We start from the raw sequence: 19,884 nt of genomic DNA, 5'->3' as shown, positions 1-19,884 counted from the left end.
AAAATACGAAAACTTATTTCAAACAACCTTTCAAAATGGTTACAGGATGCATCGCTTTTCTACTCGTCCCATCAAAAATCTGATGACGACAGCTGGTTCCCGCAGCTGCAATTTCGGTTGATGGTTCTGTTGCCCTAATTTTTGGAAACAAGGTATCTTCTCCCATCTTCATACTGATTTCATAATGCTCTTTTTCGTAACCAAATGAACCCGCCATTCCGCAACAGCCCGAATTGTAAATGGTTACGGTATTATTTTTTGGAACATTCAGCATCGCAAAAGAAGCTTCAACAGAGCTTAATGATTTTTGATGGCAATGCCCATGAATCTTTATATTTTTCTCTCTTTCAGAAAATTGTCCCGCATGAATTTTTCCCTTGGCAATTTCTTTTTTGAAAAATTCTTCAACCGTTAAAGTGTTTTGGGCTAATTTCTCAGCGCTTTCCTTATCCGAAGCCAATCGGATGTATTCGTCTCTGAAAGTCAATATTGCCGAAGGTTCGATTCCGATTAAAGGCGTATTTTCAGAAATTATATTTTTGAATGTATTGACATTTTTATTGGCTATTTCTTGCGCTTCTTCCAGAAAACCTTTGGAAATAAAAGCTCTGCCGCTTTCTTCGTGATCAATTACAATTACATTGTAACCTAATTTAGTCAGCAATTCGAAAGCATCGATTCCGACCGAGACATCATAATAATTGGTAAATTCATCACAGAAAAGATAAACGCTGCCGTTTTCAAACGAGTTTGTTGCGTACAGCTTTTTGTTTTTTTCATACCATTTCCTGAATGTTTTTGGAGCCAATAATGGCACTTGTCTTTCAGGTGCAATTCCCATACGCTTTTTAACGAATGAAAGATTAGAAGCCCAATTGGTCACAGATGGGGCGATACTTCCCAATTCATTCAATTTAGAATTGAAAGCAAATATTTTATTACGGAAAGAAAATCCGTTTGCTTTCTGATATTGGTATAAAAATTCTGCTTTTAAAGTCGCCACATCCACATTGCTTGGACATTCGCTTGCGCAAGCTTTACAGCTCACACACAGCTCAAAAACCTTATATAATTCTTCGTGATCGAATTTGTTTTCTTTTTCCGAATTCGTCAGATATTCTCTTAAAGCGTTGGCACGAGCACGAGTAGTATCTTTTTCATTTCTTGTGGCGCGATAACTTGGACATAGAGTTCCACCCGCCGAAGGCATTTTTCTGCAATCGCCCGAACCATTGCATTTTTCTGCAGCACGCAAAACGCCTAAACTATCAGAGAAATCTTGAATGGTTTTTATCTCAGGTTCTACCCTTCCCGCCTCAAAACGAAGGTTTTCATCCATTTTAGAAGCATTTACGATTTTCCCAACATTCAAAATAGTATCAGGATCAAATGCTTTTTTGATTCGTTTCAGCAGTTCGTAGTTTTTATCGCCAATCATAAACGGCAGGAACTCACCTCGTAAAATTCCATCGCCATGTTCGCCGCTTAACGAACCTCTATATTTTTTTACCAAATGCGCCACTTCAGTAGATAAATTTCTAAATTGGTGTAATCCTTCTTTTGTCTTCAAATTTATCTTGGGACGCAAATGCAGCTCACCCGCTCCAGCATGTGCATAGTAAATGGCACTTTGTCCGTGTCTTTCCATCATTGCGGCAAAATCGGCAATATAATTTGGAAGATCACTTAATTCTACGGCTGTATCTTCAATAGAATCGGCTGCTTTATCGTCTCCTACAATGCTTCCTAAAAGCCCAAGACCTGCTTTTCGCACCTCGTTTACTTTGTCAATATCTGCTCCATAGATTTTTGGCAAAGCGTATCCGAAACCATTAATTTGAAGATCATTAATCAAAGCATCAGCTTGCAATTCGGCATCTTCCATACTAATGTGAGATCCAACTTCGAGCATAATAACTGCTTTTGGCTCACCCACAATAAAAAATCGGTTTTTAGCTTGTTCCCTATTGGTTTTCGTGCAGTCCAAAATCGTGTCATCCATCATTTCGCAAGTGTATAAATGATGTTTCATTGCTGTCACAACAGCTTCTAAACTTTCTTGAATGGTATGAAAATGCGCCACAACCATTATGTTGTTGGTTGGAGGCAGATCATCCACTTTTAAAGTAATTTCTGTTGTAAAAGCCAGCGTTCCCTCACTTCCGCAAAGCAGTTTTCCTAAATTGATGGTATCTTCTGTTCCTGAAAAAAGTTTCGATTTCAGCAAAACATCAATTGCGTAACCTGTATTTCGTCTGTGAATTTCTGGTTTTGGAAATTCTTTTAAGATTTCTTCTTGATTTTCTTTATTCGAAAGCTCTTCGTAAATCGTTCTGTAAATTTTACTTTCTAAAGAATCTCCTTTTGTTTTCTCAATAAATTCTTCAGAAGTTAAATCCTTAAATACTGCTGTAGAGCCATCACTTAAAACGGCTTTTATTTCTACTATTTTATCCCTTGTAACACCGTAACGAATTGAAGTTGTTCCCGATGAATTATTTCCGACCATTCCTCCAATCATACATCTGTTGGTTGTTGATGTTGTCGGAGCAAAAAATAATCCGTGCGGTTTTAAATATAAATTCAGCTCATCTCGAATTACTCCTGGCTGAACGGTTATGGTTTTCTTTTCACGATCAAAAGAAACAATCTTATTAAAATGTTTCGACACATCTACAATGATCCCGTTGCCAACTGTCTGTCCCGCCAAAGATGTCCCTGCCGTTCTTGGCGTTATCGAAATCTTATTTTTTGAGGCAAAACGAATAATATTGATAATATCATTTTCTGATTTCGGAATGGCCACGGCAAGCGGCATAATTCTGTAAGCAGAGGCGTCTGTGGCGTATATTTTTTTATGAAGGTCATCATAAAAAAGGTTTCCTTCTAAGGAAGTTTCTAATTCTTGTAATTGGAGAGAATCGGACATTTAATTTGGTTCTGTTGCTTTTTGGTTCTTTAATACCTGTTTTATTTATGCATTGGCTAAAAGCTGTTGGCAAAAACAATACATTCTAAATTTTATCAGAATTCAATATTTATTAAAGTTCCTATTTTGAAGCGTCGAACTTCATCAATGCATTTAGAAAAATGGCAAGTAAACGAAGAATGATTTCTATAAATATGTCTGACTAATAAAATTAGTTTTAACAAATATAGATACAAAAAGCATACAAATACATTATTTTGCGTTTTTTAACATAATGAAAATAAAATAACGCAACAAAACGCAAATATTACACTGGATAAGTTTAAAATTATAAGATAAAGACTCCAGATTTTCTATATTCATCCAGCCTTTCATCTTCTGGATCTAATTCTGTCACGATAGTATCCAACTGCGTAAGATCACATACGCCATGGGGCATTTTGGTATTTAATTTATTTGAAGCAAACATCGACACCACCCTATCAGAAGCTTCTATCATGGCTTTTTTAACAATTGATATTTCATAACCTACTTCTGTAAGTCCTTGCTTGATATTAATGCTGCTGGCGCCAATGAAACAAATATCAGCCTTAATTTTAGATACAACCTGAATCACATCCATCCCTATTGTCACCATTGCGTTTTTCTGCATTTTTCCGCCAATAAAAATCAAATCTATATTAGGATGCTGAGACAGTTGCATAGCGATCGGTAAACTATACGTATATATTGTAGCCTTTAAATCGGCTGGAATTAACTTAGCAAAAACCAGGTTGGTACTTCCTCCACTCATTATAATAACCTGATCGTCATGAAGAAGAGATAATGCTTTTGTCACGATTTTCTTTTTCTGCTCTTCTGCAACAATAGCAATATCAAATACATTATCAGACTTTTCTTTTACCTGAACAGCGCCTCCGTATACTTTCTCTAACAGCTTTTTACTGTCCAATTCGTTCAAATCTCTTCTAATTGTATCTTCTGACAAATCGAGAGCCAAAGCTAAATCTGTTGTAACAACTTTTTGGTCTTCAATAAGTTTAGTCATTATATATTTATGTCTTTCGGCTTTCAGCATGTTTTTATAAAAGTTAAAAATTCATCACAAATATATCAAATATTTCATTCTATAATAAAAAAAGCCTTAAAAACTGCAAAATCATGCATTAGTAAGATTTTAAAAACAAATTCAATTCTTATTTTTTATCAAAAAATGCGTTATTTTGCGTTTTTCAAATTATTTTTAGAAAAAAAACACATAAAAATGCATTTGTATGCAATAATTAGATATATTTGCTGAACAACAACCATAAAAAACCAGATTAATCATGAAAAAATTACTCTTTATTACAGTGTTGGTTTTGTGCATTCAAACAGCATTTGGACAAGCAAAAACAGTTACTGGAACAGTAAAAAACAAAGCAGATGGATTTCCGATACCTGGAGTCAGTGTTATGATTCAAGGGACTTCCAACGGAACTACAACTGATTTTGATGGAAATTTCAGCATAAGCGTCGCGTCAGGCCGAAGCCTTAGCTTTAGCTACATGGGCTTTGAAACTCAAGTCGTAAAAGTTGAAGGGCAACAAAAACTTAGTATTTCACTTGCGGCGACTGCTGCAAAATTGGATGAAGTAGTTGTCGTGGGATTCTCATCGCAAAAGAAAGCAAATCTTACTGGTGCAGTTGCTAAAGTTGATGTTAAAAAAGCTTTAGGAAGCATCCCTGTTACAGATATTACAAAAGGTTTACAGGGAACTACTCCAGGACTTAATATTACTTATAATTCAGGTAGTATCGGCAAACAATCAAAAATTAATATTCGTGGAGCTGGAACTATTGTAAACGGAGAGGTTTCAGGATCGCCACTTATTTTAGTTGATGGTGTTCCAGGTGATCTTTCTTTATTAAATGCAGAAGATGTAGAATCGATGTCTGTCCTTAAAGATGCAGCCTCTGCTTCTATTTATGGTGCACGTGCTGCATTTGGAGTTATATTAGTTACCACTAAAAGCGGTAAAAATGCAAAAGGCAAAGTACGATTTGCTTATAGTGTAAATACTGGTATTAGCAACCCAATTTCTTTGATTAAATTTAATGATCCTACAGTAGAGCTTCCTGCAATGATCGAGGCACAAGCTAGAGCGGGTAATGCCAATCCAGAGTCTTTTGGTATGAACTACAAAACGTTATTGCCTGGTATCATTAACTGGAAGGAAAAATATGCTGCCACAAGAAATCCTAATGATAAAAACATGGTTTTAGGAGAGGATTTCGACGTGATTGGCGGCAGAGAATATTTTTATAGAATCTGGAATCCGCATGATGAAATGCTAAAAAAGAATTCTATACAAACGCTTCATAATTTATCAGCTCAAGGTTCTTTAGGAGAAAAAAGTTCTTTTATTGTTTCGTTAGGTTTAGCGAATCAAGAAGGGGTAATGAAAATCAATACCGAAACTAACAAAAGATTCAATCTTAACCTTGGTTTGACTACACAGTTAGCAAGCTGGCTTACTGGAGATTTTAAAGTACTAGGAACTTTCCAAGAATATGATTCTCCTTTTAACTACTATAACAATGGTGTGGATACTGCTGGTAATGGTTATTTTGGATACTACATGCGTTGGGGCTCTTACTTCCCTTATGGTACTTACAATGGCACCTATTTCAGACATGCGCCAGGTTATATGGCAAACGCATCTCAAAATGAGAATAAGTCAAATGATATGAGGATAAGCGGAAAACTTACTGCTCAAATTACAAAAGACTTTAATATTATTGGAGAATACAGTATCAATACTAATTTTTCAAGCCTTAAAATGAATGGTGGTCAAGTGCCACTTTGGGACTGGTGGACAAGTGCTGCTGACTTGGTTGCAGGAAAACCTACATCTATGGAAACTGGAAATGATTTTGTGGCACAAGCCAAAACATCTTACACTAGAAATGTAGCCAATGTTTATGCAAATTATACTAAAACATTGGGTGAAAACCATAACTTTAAAGCACTAGGAGGTTTAAACACTGAGTGGTACGATCAAGAAAGAACCTATGCTCGTAGAAATACGCTTTTGGATAAAAATAAACCAGAGTTTAATCTAGCTATTGGTGATCAATTTACTGCACCTCTTGTTGCTAATGACATCTTAAATCCAGGTTTATCAAGATATGCCATTGCTGGATTCTTTGCACGTGTGAATTATGATTACAAAGGAAAATATCTTTTGGAAGTAAACGGACGTTATGACGGTTCGTCAAAATTCCCTACAGATGAGCAATGGGGATTCTTCCCTTCTGCTTCTGTTGGATACAGAATTTCAGAAGAAGCTTTCATGGAAGGTACAAAAAGCTGGTTAAATGATTTGAAAATTAGAGGATCTGTTGGTTCAATTGGAAATCAGAATATTGCTAACAATGCCTTTTTACCTGTTATGACGAATGTTACTACTAATCCTAACCCTTATTGGATAGGAAGCGGTACAACGATTCCTCCTACTGTAAATCAGCCATCAAATGTTGATCCGAATTTAACTTGGGAAAAAGTAACTACTCAGGATATTGGTATCGATATTCGTATCTTTAATATGCTTGGATTAACTTTTGACTATTATCAAAGAGATACCAAAGGAATGTTGGCTCCAGGTAAAACACTTCCAGGCTCATTTGGTCAGGCGGCTGCCAATACGAACTCAGGAAATTTAAGAACCAAAGGTTGGGAGCTTGCTCTTAACTTCAACAAACAAATAAACCAAAACATTAGTGTTTATGCAGATCTTACCCTTTCAGACAATACTACTGAAGTAACAGAATGGAACAACTCTGCTAAACTGATTTCAACTTCATCTTTTTACGCAGGTCAAAAACTTGGCGAAATCTGGGGATTAGAAACAGACCGTTTGATTCAAACTACAGATCAAATTGATGCAACTGGATTAATTGTAAATGGTGTTGATTATAAAAATATTAGAACCGGTGCTTTTAAATTTGGAGCTGGAGATGTAATGTATAAAGATTTAGATGGCGATGGTGTAATCTCAAGAGGAGATGGAACAGCTCTTAAACCTGGAGATTTAAAAGTTATTGGTAATACAACTCCTCGTTACCAATATGGAATTCGTTTAGGAAGTGCTTTATACGGATTTGACATTGATGCCTTCTTTCAAGGAGTTGGTAAACGTGAATATTGGGCGACTTCTGATTTAGTATTGCCATTCTACAATAGAACAGATGCCATGTATGTAAACCAGAATGATTACTGGACGCCAGAAAACACAGATGCTTATTTCCCTAATCCGTACCCTAATCATGCTGGAAACGCTTTTGGAACTTATGCGCCTGGATCTAACAACTTTGTGGCACAGTCACGTTATTTATTAGACATGTCTTATTTACGCTTAAAGTCTGTAACGATTGGATACACTTTTCCTAAAAGCATTACCGAAAAAATCGGAATCGACAAAATTAGACCGTACGTTTCTGGCTTAAACTTAGCGACTTGGAAAAGCAGTAAATTGCCAGTAGATCCTGAGATTAATGAAACAGAAGCTGCATGGGGAAGAACTTTCCCTTATTCTAAAACGATATCATTTGGTATTCAACTTGCTTTCTAAAAAAAGTATTTAAAAATTAAAAAATTAATCAAAATGAGAAAATATATAACAAACTCTAGGATAAAACTAACAGTTGCCTTGTTTGCTATTGCAAGTGTAACGGTTAGCTGTTCAGATTTCTTGGACACACCACCTGAAGATGTTTTTACAGATGACAATTTTTGGACTTCAGAAAATAACGTAAAAACATTCTCTTGGTTGAACTACAATACCTTCAACGGTTATGGAAATAATGCAGGTACTACAGCTGACTTCTACTTCCATTCAGGAACAGGATTAATAGATGACAACCTAGCCAATAACGTTTTTACAAACTTTCCAACGGCCCCAAATGCAACTAATGCAAACTGGAACGAATACTACACTTTGGTTCGTCGTTGCAATCTTATGCTTGCAAGAGTACCTAATGTGCCAATGGATCAGACAAAGAAAAACCACTATATAGGTGTTGCCAAGTTTTTTAGAGCTCATACTTATTTTCGTTTAGCACAGCAGTTTGGCGATGTGCCTTATACAGACCAATATTTGGCTCAAAGTGATGTTAACGTATACAAACCAGCTTTATCAAGAGCAGAAGTTATTGACAATGTAATTAAAGATTTGGAAGAAGCAATTCCAATGCTACTAAATGTTGACGATAATAATGTTACAGTAAATAAATATACTGCTTATGCATTATTAAGCCGTGTATGCTTAACAGAAGGTACGTACAGAAAATACAATTTAGGACAGAATGGAAGCACTTATCTTCAAAAAGCAAAAGATGCTGCATTGGCTGTAATGAATAACAATTCTTACAAATTAAATGCCGATTGGAAATCACTTTACAATTCTGTTGAATTATTAGGAAATACTGAAGTAATTTTAGCAAAAAGGTATATTAAAGGTGTTTTAGGAAATGGAATACAAGCCTATACCAATACCTCAACTGTTCAAAACGGATTGACAAAATTTGCTGCAGAAAGTTATGTAACCACTAACGGATTGCCTATTAAACAAGCTGGAAATGCTCAATATTTAGGAGATAACAATATTGCCAATACTTTTGCTAACAGAGATCCAAGATTTGCTAAAGCTTTCAGTACAGCAGATTACGCATACTCAGACAAGCCATACAATGGTTTAACCTCTATAACAGGTTATGTATTCCAGTTGTATAATAATCCTGCTACCACAGGAACAGAGGTTACCACAATTGGACAAAATCAGATCGATGCTCCTATTTTCACACTAAGCGAAGTTTATTTGAATTATGCCGAAGCATGCGCAGAATTAGGTACAGTTACTAATAACGATCTTAATCTATCAATTAACAAAGTTCGTACACGTGCAGGAATTGCAATTTTGACTACAGATGGCACCAATGCGGCAGCTAACGGAGTACAGATAGATGACCCGCAAAGAACAACTGCATTAGAACAAATTTCAGGAATTGTCAACCCAATTATATGGGAAATCCGTCGTGAGCGCAGAATTGAATTTATGAGCTGGACTACCATGAGAAAAGAAGATCTTATACGTTGGAAAAAAGGAGATTATCTTGATACAAATTCGAATCCTGATGTTATTTTAGGAGCTAGAATAACTTCTTTGATTGGAACTAATTCTAAAACAAAAGTAAATTCACAAGGATATGTGATTCCTTATGCTGCAGGTGTGACAAGATTATTTGTATCACCTAAAAATTACTTAAGTGCAATTCCAACAAATGATATCAGTTTATACGCTGCAGAAGGTGTAGAATTAAAACAAAATCCTGGCTGGTAAAATAAGCAAAACTGAAAAATTGCCCCCATATAATACACTGCCTCTGAAATGAGAAATTTTAGAGGCAGTATTTTAAAATACTCTTTTTAAACACGTTGTGACCAATAAAAAAGCCAAATAAAAATTTACACCTGATTCATACAGGTTATATCTTGTTAGTTTTTAGATTCCCCAAATCTTCCTAAAACATTCATATACTCCAATAAAATCTTAATTTTATTAGTCCAATTCGTCTTTAACTAATAACTGTATTTAAAATGATAAAATATATAGCAAAAAGTGCTTTTGTTGCAGCGCTTCTGTTTTGTGCGCCTTCATATTCGGCAGTGATTCTGCCAATTGAGCACCATAATTCAGAGGAACTCAATTATGCTGTTATAAAAACGGGAGCTGACAATTACGAAAAATACGTCCCGCTTTTAAAAGATAAAAAAGTCGGAATTGTAACGAACCAGACAGGAATTTTATCCAACAAAATACATGTGGTCGATTTCCTTCTGGAGAAAAAAATTGCTATTCAGACCATTTTTGCTCCAGAACACGGATTTAGAGGAACTGCCGATGCAGGCGAACATATTGTTGATGGTAAAGATCCTAAAACGGGCTTGCCAATTATTTCACTTTATGGCGACAATAAAAAACCAAAACCAGCGCAGTTATCTGGAATTGATGTCATGATTTTTGACCTGCAAGATGTTGGTGCACGATTCTATACCTACATTTCTTCTTTACATTATGTAATGGAAGCTTGTGCAGAAAACAACGTTCCGCTTATTGTTTTGGATCGTCCAAATCCAAATGGTTCTATCGTAGACGGACCACTTTTAGAAAAAGAATTTACAAGTTTTGTCGGTATGCACCCTATTCCGCTCCTTCACGGAATGACAATTGGTGAATATGCGCAAATGGTAAATGGAGAAAAATGGCTTAAAGATGGCGCTCAATGTAAACTAACAATCATTCCTTGTGTAGATTACAACAGAACTATGCCATACAGTTTATTGGTAAAACCGTCTCCGAATTTGCCAAATGATCAATCTATAAATCTATATGCCAGTTTATGCCTTTTTGAAGGAACAAATGTGAGCATGGGACGCGGAACTGAAAAACAATTTCAAATCTACGGCTCTCCCTATTTAACTAAAACGAATTTCAGTTTTACTCCAAAACCCAATTTTGGCGCAAAAGATCCTTTATACAACGGAAAAGAATGTTATGGAGAAGATTTAACAGCATATCCAAAATTGAAACAATTAGAATTGAAATGGCTTATTAAAGCATATCAGAATACCAGCGACAAGACAAAATTCTTCAACGCATTTTTTACCAAACTCGCAGGAACAAAAAAACTGCAGCAGCAAATCGAAAGTGGTGTTCCTGAAGCTCAGATAAGAAAAACTTGGCAGAAAGATCTTGAAGCTTTCAAAAAAATGCGAACAAAATATCTGATTTATAAATAATATTTCTAATTCAGTTCCCTTAGACTTAATTTTTTAAACAATAGAAACATAGACTTTGATAGACTTACAAAAAAGCGTTTGATAGCATAAACACACACATATATATTGCTATGCAGAAATGTAGTTCTCTTTGCTTTGTTTTTTAAAGATTGGTTACCTTTTTAAACAAAATCAAAACCTGTGTTTCTATGTTTTAAAATTAAATTCCATTCTAGATAAAAACAGCAAACTATTAATGTAAAATAGAGAAGCCTGATATTAGAAAAATCTCGGTTTCAAAAATCAAAAAAAAGAAAAATGAAAAATAAAAATCCTGAAACTGAACAAGAATCTTTGTACAAAGACTTGGATCAAATGAGCGTGAAAGAACTTCTTACCAACATTAATACAGAAGACAAAAAAGTTCCGCATATTATTGAAGAGCAAATTCCTAAAATAGAAAAACTGGTTAAAGCCATTGTAAAAAAAATGCAATTGGGCGGAAGATTATTTTATATTGGAGCTGGAACTTCTGGGAGAATCGGAATTTTAGATGCATCAGAATGTCCTCCAACTTTTGGTGTTTCGCATGATATGATTATCGGAATTATTGCTGGTGGCGACACCGCAATCAGAAAAGCAGTAGAAAATGCCGAAGATGATACGGAACAAGCATGGAAAGATTTAGCAAAATTCGAAATTTCAAGCTTAGATATGATTATCGGAATTGCTGCTTCTGGAAACACGCCATATGTTTTAGGAGCACTTAAAAAAGCTAAAGAACACAATATTAAAACAGGAAGTATTTCTTGTATCAGTAACGGACTTATCGCTCAAGAAGCTGATTACCCGATTGAATTGATCGTGGGTCCTGAATTCTTAACTGGAAGTACTAGAATGAAAGCAGGTACAGCTCAAAAACTAACCTTGAACATGATTTCTACCTCGGTAATGATCAAATTAGGAAAAGTAAAAGGCAACAAAATGGTTGACATGCAATTGTCTAACGAAAAATTGGTAAAACGAGGCATCAAGATGATTATGGAAGAACTTGCTATTGAATATGAAGTTGCCGAAGAATTATTGCATAAACATAAAAGTGTAAGAGCTGTTCTATTGGCTCACAGCAAAAATCAGGAAAACTAAAAACCACACTATCAAAATCTTTTTATAGATTTATACAAATTCAAAAGCTGAATAAATTCATTTTTTGGAGTTTTTAACGAAGACCTAACTGGTTTTAAAAAACTGTTAGGTCTAATTAAAAAACCTCATTATCAGAATTATTCATAAAAAACCAAAAAAACACCAAAACTATAAAATGACACCAAGTACCATCCTTCTCCTTATTATCATTTATTTCGGAACATTATTCTATATATCCCACAGAGTCAGTAAGAAAGACAGCGGAAATGAAGCGTTTTTTACAGCCAATAAAAATTCAAAATGGTATTTAGTGGCATTCGGAATGATTGGAACGGCTCTTTCTGGAGTAACCTTTATTTCTGTTCCTGGAGAAGTTGGAGCGCCAAGCGGTGAACAATTTAAATATTTTCAGTTTGTATTGGGAAATGCTCTTGGATTTATTGTCATTACAAAGCTTTTACTACCTCTATATTATCGAATGAATTTGACTTCGATTTATGGATATATTGAGCAAAGAATGGGCTTTTTCAGCTATAAAACAGCGGCTTCAATTTTCTTAATCAGCCGAACTATCAGTTCAGCGTTCAGATTGTATTTGGTTGTAATTGTTTTACAGCGTTTTGTTTTCGATTTTTATCATATTCCTTTTGCGTTTACTGTTTTAATTTCGCTGTTGCTAATCTTCTCGTACACCTATAGAGGCGGATTGAAAACGATTATTATTACCGATACTTTACAGACTTTCTTTCTAGTAACTTCTGTTTTCCTTACCATTTATTTCATCTGCGACAGAATGGATTTGAGCGCTATCGGTGCTTTTGAAGAAGTAAAAAACAGCAATTATTCTAAGATTTTTTTCTTTGATGATTTCATGGGAAGTAAATTCCATTTTGTAAAACAAATCCTTGGCGGAATGTTCGTAACCATTGCCATGACAGGTTTAGATCAAGATTTAATGCAAAAGAACCTAAGCTGTAAAAACATTGGCGAAGCGCAAAAAAACATGTTCACTTTTACAGGAATATTTGTCATCATCAATATTTTCTTCTTGAGCGTTGGAGCCTTATTATATATTTATGCAAACAAAAACGGAATTGCTGTTCCAACCGATTTAATTACCGGAAAACCAAGAACCGATTTACTTTTTCCTGAAATTGCTTTAAACCATTTAGCGCTTGTTCCTGCAATTGTATTTTTACTGGGAATTATTGCTGCCACTTTTGCAACCACAGATTCTGCCCTAACAGCCTTAACAACTTCTTTTTGTGTTGACTTTTTAGGAATGGACAAAGCAGAAAACAGCCATAAGAAAAACACCGTAAAAATTAGACATTTAGTGCATATCAGTTTTTCAGTTTTGGTCTTTTTTATCATTCTAATTTTCAACTCCATCAATGACAGTTCGGTAGTAGGAATGATCTTTAAGGTAGCTTCCTACACTTACGGACCATTATTAGGATTATACGCTTTTGGTTTGTTTCAAAAATCAAGACATGTAAATGACAAACTGGTTCCCTTTATCTGTTTGCTTTCACCGTTGTTTACCTATTTCATCAATGAGTATTCTAAAGTTTTATTTGCAGGATATGTTTTTGATAATGAATTAATTATACTAAACGGATTAATTACTTATTTAGGATTATTTATTACCAGTTCACGAAGTGAAAAAGAAATAAGTTTCTAATTCAGTATTACTATTGATGAATCAATTTGAGTGTAAGAGCAATAAATTCAAATTGATCCTTAAAAAAAATGATATGAAAAATCCATTCATAAAAATTAGTTTATACGCCGCTTTTATATTTTTAATTACCAATTGCGCATCCAAAAAAAATAATGACGCAACAGATGATAAAAAGGATATTCCTTTAAAAGACACTGTTGTTTACGTACCAAAAAATACTTCAGAGAAAAAAACTTTTTTCAAAGATTCTGATCAGGAAACGGCTTGGGTTGACAGCATTTATAACAAAATGACCGTACAGGAAAAAATCGGGCAACTGTTTATGGTTTCTGCATATTCTAACAAAGATTCTGTACACGTTAATCAGATTAGTAAACTAATTGAAGATTATAAAATAGGAAACGTTATTTTCTTCCAAGGCGGACCAGTTCGCCAGGCGAAATTAACCAACTTATATCAGTCAAAAGCAAAAGTTCCTTTGATGATCGGAATCGATGCTGAATGGGGATTGGCCATGCGTTTAGACTCAACATACCGTTATCCGTGGAATATGACTTTGGGCGCGATTCAGGATCTAAAATTAATTGAAAATGTGGGAAGAAATATGGCAGCCGAAAACAAGCGAATCGGCGTTCATTTCAATTTTGCTCCTGTTTTGGATATTAACACTAATCCGAAAAATCCAATTATCGGAAACCGTTCTTTTGGTGAAGATAAGGTTAATGTGAGCGAAAAAGCAATTGCTTTAATGAAAGGAATTCAAGGAAATGGCGTTTTCTGTACAGGAAAACATTTTCCGGGGCACGGAGACACCTCAACCGATTCACACCACGCCTTACCTACCGTTAATTTTTCTAAAGATCGTTTAGATTTGGTCGAATTATATCCTTACAAAAAATTATTCGACGAAGGTTTGGCTTCTGTAATGGTGGCGCATCTTAATATCCCTAGTTTAGAATCACAGCCAAACTGTCCATCTTCGGCTTCTTATAATGTGGTGACCAATCTGCTGCAAAAAGAATTGGGTTTCAACGGATTGATTTTTACTGATGGTTTGGCGATGAAAGGCGCAGCCAATTTTAAAGGTCCTGGAGATTTGGAAATTGCAGTTATTTTGGCTGGAAATGATATTTTACTTTGCCCAGAAAATGTACCCGTTGCGTTTCAGAAATTGGAAGCAGCTTACAACGAAAAAGTGATTACTGAAGAACGATTGGCACATTCTGTTAAAAAAATTCTTCATTTTAAATACAAAGCGGGACTAAACAAATACAAGCCGATTGATTTAAACAATTTATACAATGATTTAAATCCGACGCAAAATGATGCTTTGCATTATAAATTGTATGAAAATGCCATTACAGTTCTAAAAAACGAAAAAGAAATTCTTCCAATAAAAGATTTAAGTGAAAAAATTGCCTACATAAAACTGGGTGAAGACACGAATAGCACATTTATTTCTACGCTGAAAAAATATACCGAAATCACGGAAGTTAAAGACACCAATCTTGACAGTCTGAATAAGGAATTGAAAAAATTCGACAAGGTTATTATCAGTTATCACAAAGTAAATAAAGCTTGGGAAAAACAAGAATTTACGTTGCAAGAAATGCTTTGGCTGAAAGAAATTGCCAAACACAACAAAGTAATTTTAGACATTTTTGCAAAACCTTATTCGCTTCTATCCATTTCAAATTTTGATGATATCGAAGGATTAGTGGTTTCTTACCAGAACTCAGATATTAGTCAAGTTGTTTCGGCAGAATTGCTTTTTGGAGCGATTGAAGCTAAAGGAAAACTGCCTGTTTCCATCAATGATGCTTTCCATGTCAATGATGGTTTAACTACTGAAAAACAAAATCGTCTGGCCTTTACAGCTCCAGAAAATGCTGGAATGAATCCTGCCGTTTTATCTAAAATTGACGCCGTAGCACAAAAAGCAATTGACGGAAAAATGACTCCAGGAATGCAGGTTTTGGTTGCTAGAAAAGGAAATGTAATTTTTCAGAAATCCTACGGAGCGCAGACTTATGATAATGGAAAAAAAGTCACTGATACCGATTTATATGATGTTGCTTCGATTTCAAAAATGATTTCGACATTACCCAATGTGATGCAATTGTACGATAAAAACAAAGTAGAGCTGGACACCAAACTGAAAGATATGTTGCCTTTTTTTGCCAAAACAAATAAAGAAAATATCACGTTCAAAGATCTGCTAAACCATTACGCAGGGCTTCAAGCTTGGATTCCGTTTTACAAAGCAACTTTAGACAGCAACAATCAGCCTTCTGAAAAATATTATCGAAAAGCAGCCGAAAACGGTTTTACAACAAAAGTAGCTGACAATCTCTATATTCGAAATGATTATCATGATACGATTATGAAAATCATTGCCGAAAGTCCTGTAGCTTTAAAAAAAGAATACAAATACAGCGATTTTACCTTCATCATTTTAAAAGAATATTTAGAGAGAAAAACACATAAAAAGCTGGAAGATCTGAGCAAAGAAAATTTCTTCAGCACATTAGGAATGACCAATACGCTTTACAATCCGCTGGATAAATTTGATAAAAGCAATATTGCGCCAACTGAAATCGATAATTATTTCAGACATCAGGCAATTCAAGGTTACGTGCACGACATGGCCGCAGCAATGGAAGGCGGAGTGGCAGGTCACGCGGGAATTTTTTCTAATGCGATGGATGTTGCTAAAATGATGCAACTGTTTTTGCAAAAAGGAAACTACGGTGGCATTCAATATTTTTCTCCACAGACTTTTGATGCTTTTAATACTTGCTACTACAAAAATCAAGGCGTTCTAAGAGGTTTAGGATTTGACAAAAGAGTACACAAAGGCGGATCAACTTGCGATTGTGTTTCTGAATCAAGTTTCGGCCATACAGGATTTACAGGAAATATGGCGTGGGCAGATCCAGAAACCGGAATTGTGTACGTATTCTTATCCAACAGAACCTATCCAGAAGTAGTAAATGACGAAAATAAATTAGCAAAAGGAAAAATCCGAGAAGAAATTCAACAAATCATTCAAGATGCAATTATGAAATAAAAATTCAAAAATTTAAATTCCAAATTCCAAATTCCAAAAAAACAAAAATCTATAATCTTGCTTCTTGCTTCTTGCATCTTAAAAAAAAATCTAAACTATCAAACCCAATGACAAAAGAACGTTTAACTTCACTCGATGTCTTTAGAGGATTTACCATTCTCTTAATGACGATTGTCAATAATCCGGGAAGCTGGTCATCTATTTATCCGCCCCTAGAACACGCCGAATGGCATGGTTGTACGCCTACTGACTTAGTTTTCCCGTTTTTTGTATTTATAATGGGAACTGCAATTCCGTTTGCGATGCCTGTAAAACATTTTGACGGAAGTGTTTTCAATAAAATTTTAGTTCGTTCGCTTCGAATTTTCTGTCTAGGATTATTTTTAAGCGTTTTCAGCAGAATCCATTTATTTGGCTTGGAAGGAATTCCGTTATTAGGACTAAGATTAGCGATTGCCTTTGCGGTTGCTTATGCCCTTTTAGGAAATTTTTCTATGAAAGTTAAAACCATTTTGGCCATTGGTGTATTTTTAATTCTTATCTCATTATCATTTAGCGGACTTGAACATTTTGAAGACACGAGAATTCCAGGCGTTTTACAGCGAATTGCAATTGTGTATTTCTTTACTTCAATTTTATATTTAAAGACTAATTTAAAAACACAGCTTTTAGTTTTAGCTGGACTTTTAGTTGGATATTGGCTTGTAATGGCTTTTGTTCCTGTTCCAGGTTTTGGTCCTGCCAATTTTGACAAAGGAACTAATCTTGCGGCTTGGATAGACGATACACTTTTAAACGGTCATTTATGGGCATCGTCTAAAACTTGGGATCCGGAAGGAATCTTGAGTACTTTGCCAGCAATTGGAACAGGAATTTTAGGAATGTACATTGGTCAACTGTTAAACTTATCTGTTGATAAAATGGAAATCGTAAAAAAGACCGCCATTGCAGGAACTGCTTTGGTAATTGGAGGTTTAATTTGGAACATCTTCTTTCCTATCAATAAATCACTTTGGACAAGTTCTTATGTTTTATACACAGCTGGAATTGCAACATTATGTTTAACGCTTTTGTATTATATAATCGATATGAAAGGACATAAAAAATGGACCAAATTATTCCTAATCTGGGGCGTAAACCCGATGATTGTATTTTTCTTTTCTGGAATAATTCCGAGAGTTTTAAGTGGCATCAAAGTAGCAGATCCTGAAAAAGCTGGCGAAGAAATTGGTCTTCAAGCCTATATTTATAATCATGGAATTGTTCCTTGTTTTGAAAACCCGCTAAATGCATCACTTGCTTACGCCTTGTCTTATGCCGTTTTCTGGTCGTTTATCTTATGGATTTTCTATAAAAAGAAACTGATTTTTAAAGTGTAATTAAAATTATAATGAATTACCACAACGAGTTACAATTTAATATTCCGTAGGAATATCTGGTCGGTAGAAAAAGAATATACCATTTTGCATCGTGTTCCAGAGGAACACCTGATTTTATATAACAGCGCTCTATTTTATGAATCAAACGTTCCTACGGAACGTATAACCGCAATTCAAATTTAATTCTACCGATGAGACATTCCTACGGAATGAATTAAATAATTTCAGCCGGACTTAATAGTTTGATTTGGTCATCGTTCTAACACTTATGTAAAGATCACTTTTCTTTTTTTCTAAAAAATTTTAAGAAAAGCAGTATCTTGCCGTACCAACAAAAGTGTCAGTTTATAAATTATGGATAGTCCGGTTGAAATTCCTTTTAAAAGCTTCATTCAGCTAAAACCAGAAGAAAGCACTGCTATTTATCTGCAGCTTGTTTTTGAGTTCATCAAAGCCATTCAAACTGGTTTTCTTCCTGAAGGCACCAAACTTCCCGGCACAAGAATTTTATGCAAAGTGCTTTCTGTTAACCGAAACACTTTAATCAAAGCCTTTCAAGATTTAGAATCGCAAGGTTGGATTGAAACACTTCCGAACAAAGGAACTTTTATTTTATCGCAGCAAAAGCAAAAAAATAAAGCCGAATTTACCATTTCCAAAGAACAAAATTCGTCCGATAATGTCGGTTTCAGTTTTCAGCGTTCTACTATTCTTGAAAGTCCCATAGAAAACAGTAATCTGCCGTATCAGTTTAATGACGGAACGCCCGATTTACGATTGGTGCAAACTGATGTTTTAGCCAGGTTATATGTCTCAAAGCTAAAAAGAAGAAAAACATCCAAAACTTACGAACAGATAGAATTGCGTTCGCATCTGAACTTTAAAACTCATTTTTCTAATTATCTGAATTTGACCCGCGGAATACGGATTTCGACTTCCAATCTACTTACCGCAAGCAGTCATGAAATTGCTTTGTATTTGGTTACAAAAGTGCTCATTGCACCCGAAGATAAAGTTGCCGTCGCTTCTCCTGGATATTATATGTCGAATATGACGCTAACCAATACGGAAGCGCAGATTATTTCCATTCCCGTAAATGAGGATGGAATTGACACCAAAAGACTAAAAGAAATCTGCGAAACATCAAAAATTAGGATTTTATATTTGACTTCCAATTATCATTATCCAACGACCATTTCGCTTAGCGCTAAAAAAAGAATCGAAGTTTTGGAATTGGCCAATCAATACGGATTTGTGATTTTGGAAGACGATTATGATTTTGATTTTCATTATGACAATAATCCTGTTTTGCCTCTCGCCGCTTTCGATTCCAATCAAAAAGTGGTTTATATCGGTTCCTTCGGGAGATCCCTTCCTTCAGGTTTTAGTTATGGTTTTGTGGCTGCACCTGCGGAATTTATAAAAGAACTCGAAAAACATCAAAACATTCTCGAACCAAGAATAGATGTTATAAAAGAACAAGTTTTAACCGAATGGATTACCGAAGGCGAAGTGCATCGGCTTTCCAAAAAAAATAAAAAGACTTACAAAGAACGCCGCGATTATTTTGTTTCACTTTTAAACGAAAAACTAAAAGGTAAAATTAAATTTAAGATTCCTCCTCGAGGATTGGCCATTTGGGTTGAATGGCTAGATCATTTTAATCTAATACAATTTCAAAAGGAATGTGCCAACAATGGTTTGTTTCTGCCGAAAACCATTTTATACCAAACCAAAAATCTTACCGCCACACGTTTAGGATTTGGACATCTGGAAAAAGAAGAAATGGATAAAGCAGTTTCTATTTTGAGTCAATCATTGGAAATAATTCTAGACAAATGATTTTTCATATAACCC

General features: G+C 35.0%; 10 protein-coding genes. 8 read left to right on the top strand and 2 right to left on the bottom strand.

Features of this window, described 5'->3' with window-relative positions:
- Positions 1–13 precede the first annotated feature (13 nt).
- Both GR162_RS10800 and GR162_RS10795 read right to left on the bottom strand, forming a co-directional pair.
- Entirely contained in the window at positions 14–2,929 is a 2,916-nt protein-coding gene (locus tag GR162_RS10800) for an FAD-binding and (Fe-S)-binding domain-containing protein (RefSeq protein ID WP_160782155.1), read from the bottom strand.
- 328 nt (positions 2,930–3,257) lie between these two features.
- Positions 3,258–4,007: a DeoR/GlpR family DNA-binding transcription regulator gene (locus tag GR162_RS10795; RefSeq protein ID WP_008468392.1), complete on the bottom strand. Its 750-nt coding sequence runs from the start codon at positions 4,005–4,007 to the stop codon at positions 3,258–3,260.
- Between the two features lie 250 nt (positions 4,008–4,257).
- On the opposite strand from GR162_RS10795, the gene GR162_RS10790 reads away from it, so the two are divergent.
- The 8 genes from GR162_RS10790 to GR162_RS10755 all read left to right on the top strand — a co-directional run bounded on the left by GR162_RS10790 (position 4,258) and on the right by GR162_RS10755 (position 19,869).
- On the top strand, positions 4,258–7,542 hold the full coding sequence (locus GR162_RS10790) for a TonB-dependent receptor (protein WP_160782154.1): 3,285 nt from the start codon (positions 4,258–4,260) through the stop codon (positions 7,540–7,542).
- 33 nt (positions 7,543–7,575) lie between these two features.
- Positions 7,576–9,309, top strand: coding sequence for a RagB/SusD family nutrient uptake outer membrane protein (locus GR162_RS10785; protein ID WP_160782153.1), 1,734 nt, complete (start codon positions 7,576–7,578; stop codon positions 9,307–9,309).
- Between the two features lie 257 nt (positions 9,310–9,566).
- Positions 9,567–10,769 (top strand): exo-beta-N-acetylmuramidase NamZ domain-containing protein, encoded by a 1,203-nt coding sequence (locus GR162_RS10780; protein ID WP_160782152.1) that lies wholly within the window; start codon positions 9,567–9,569, stop codon positions 10,767–10,769.
- 297 nt (positions 10,770–11,066) lie between these two features.
- The gene (gene murQ / locus GR162_RS10775; RefSeq protein ID WP_129745446.1) at positions 11,067–11,894 is read left to right on the top strand and encodes an N-acetylmuramic acid 6-phosphate etherase; all 828 of its coding nucleotides are present in this window, start codon (positions 11,067–11,069) and stop codon (positions 11,892–11,894) included.
- Between the two features lie 175 nt (positions 11,895–12,069).
- On the top strand, positions 12,070–13,578 hold the full coding sequence (locus GR162_RS10770; RefSeq protein WP_160782151.1) for a sodium:solute symporter: 1,509 nt from the start codon (positions 12,070–12,072) through the stop codon (positions 13,576–13,578).
- A 73-nt stretch (positions 13,579–13,651) separates the two neighbouring features.
- Positions 13,652–16,648, top strand: a complete 2,997-nt coding sequence (locus tag GR162_RS10765; RefSeq protein WP_160782150.1) for a glycoside hydrolase family 3 N-terminal domain-containing protein — start codon at positions 13,652–13,654, stop codon at positions 16,646–16,648.
- 107 nt (positions 16,649–16,755) lie between these two features.
- A complete protein-coding gene (locus tag GR162_RS10760; RefSeq protein ID WP_160782149.1) occupies positions 16,756–18,027 on the top strand; it encodes an acyltransferase family protein in 1,272 nt (423 codons plus the stop codon).
- A gap of 354 nt (positions 18,028–18,381) precedes the next feature.
- Positions 18,382–19,869 (top strand): PLP-dependent aminotransferase family protein, encoded by a 1,488-nt coding sequence (locus GR162_RS10755; protein ID WP_160782148.1) that lies wholly within the window; start codon positions 18,382–18,384, stop codon positions 19,867–19,869.
- Positions 19,870–19,884: the final 15 nt, after the last annotated feature.

Origin of the sequence: Flavobacterium sp. HBTb2-11-1 (assembly GCF_009826975.1) — a bacterium.
Taxonomy (GTDB): domain Bacteria; phylum Bacteroidota; class Bacteroidia; order Flavobacteriales; family Flavobacteriaceae; genus Flavobacterium.
The sequence above is the reverse complement of the archived record's forward strand: the minus strand, read 5'-3'. Positions and strand labels throughout refer to the sequence as shown.

Coding starts and splice junctions, on each gene's coding strand:
- GR162_RS10780 (WP_160782152.1), top strand. CDS start 9,567: ATGATAAAATATATAGCAAAAAGTGCTTTTGTTGCAGCGCTTCTGTTT.
- murQ (WP_129745446.1), top strand. CDS start 11,067: ATGAAAAATAAAAATCCTGAAACTGAACAAGAATCTTTGTACAAAGAC.
- GR162_RS10790 (WP_160782154.1), top strand. CDS start 4,258: ATGAAAAAATTACTCTTTATTACAGTGTTGGTTTTGTGCATTCAAACA.
- GR162_RS10770 (WP_160782151.1), top strand. CDS start 12,070: ATGACACCAAGTACCATCCTTCTCCTTATTATCATTTATTTCGGAACA.
- GR162_RS10795 (WP_008468392.1), bottom strand. CDS start 4,007: ATGCTGAAAGCCGAAAGACATAAATATATAATGACTAAACTTATTGAA.
- GR162_RS10755 (WP_160782148.1), top strand. CDS start 18,382: ATGGATAGTCCGGTTGAAATTCCTTTTAAAAGCTTCATTCAGCTAAAA.
- GR162_RS10765 (WP_160782150.1), top strand. CDS start 13,652: ATGAAAAATCCATTCATAAAAATTAGTTTATACGCCGCTTTTATATTT.
- GR162_RS10785 (WP_160782153.1), top strand. CDS start 7,576: ATGAGAAAATATATAACAAACTCTAGGATAAAACTAACAGTTGCCTTG.
- GR162_RS10800 (WP_160782155.1), bottom strand. CDS start 2,929: ATGTCCGATTCTCTCCAATTACAAGAATTAGAAACTTCCTTAGAAGGA.
- GR162_RS10760 (WP_160782149.1), top strand. CDS start 16,756: ATGACAAAAGAACGTTTAACTTCACTCGATGTCTTTAGAGGATTTACC.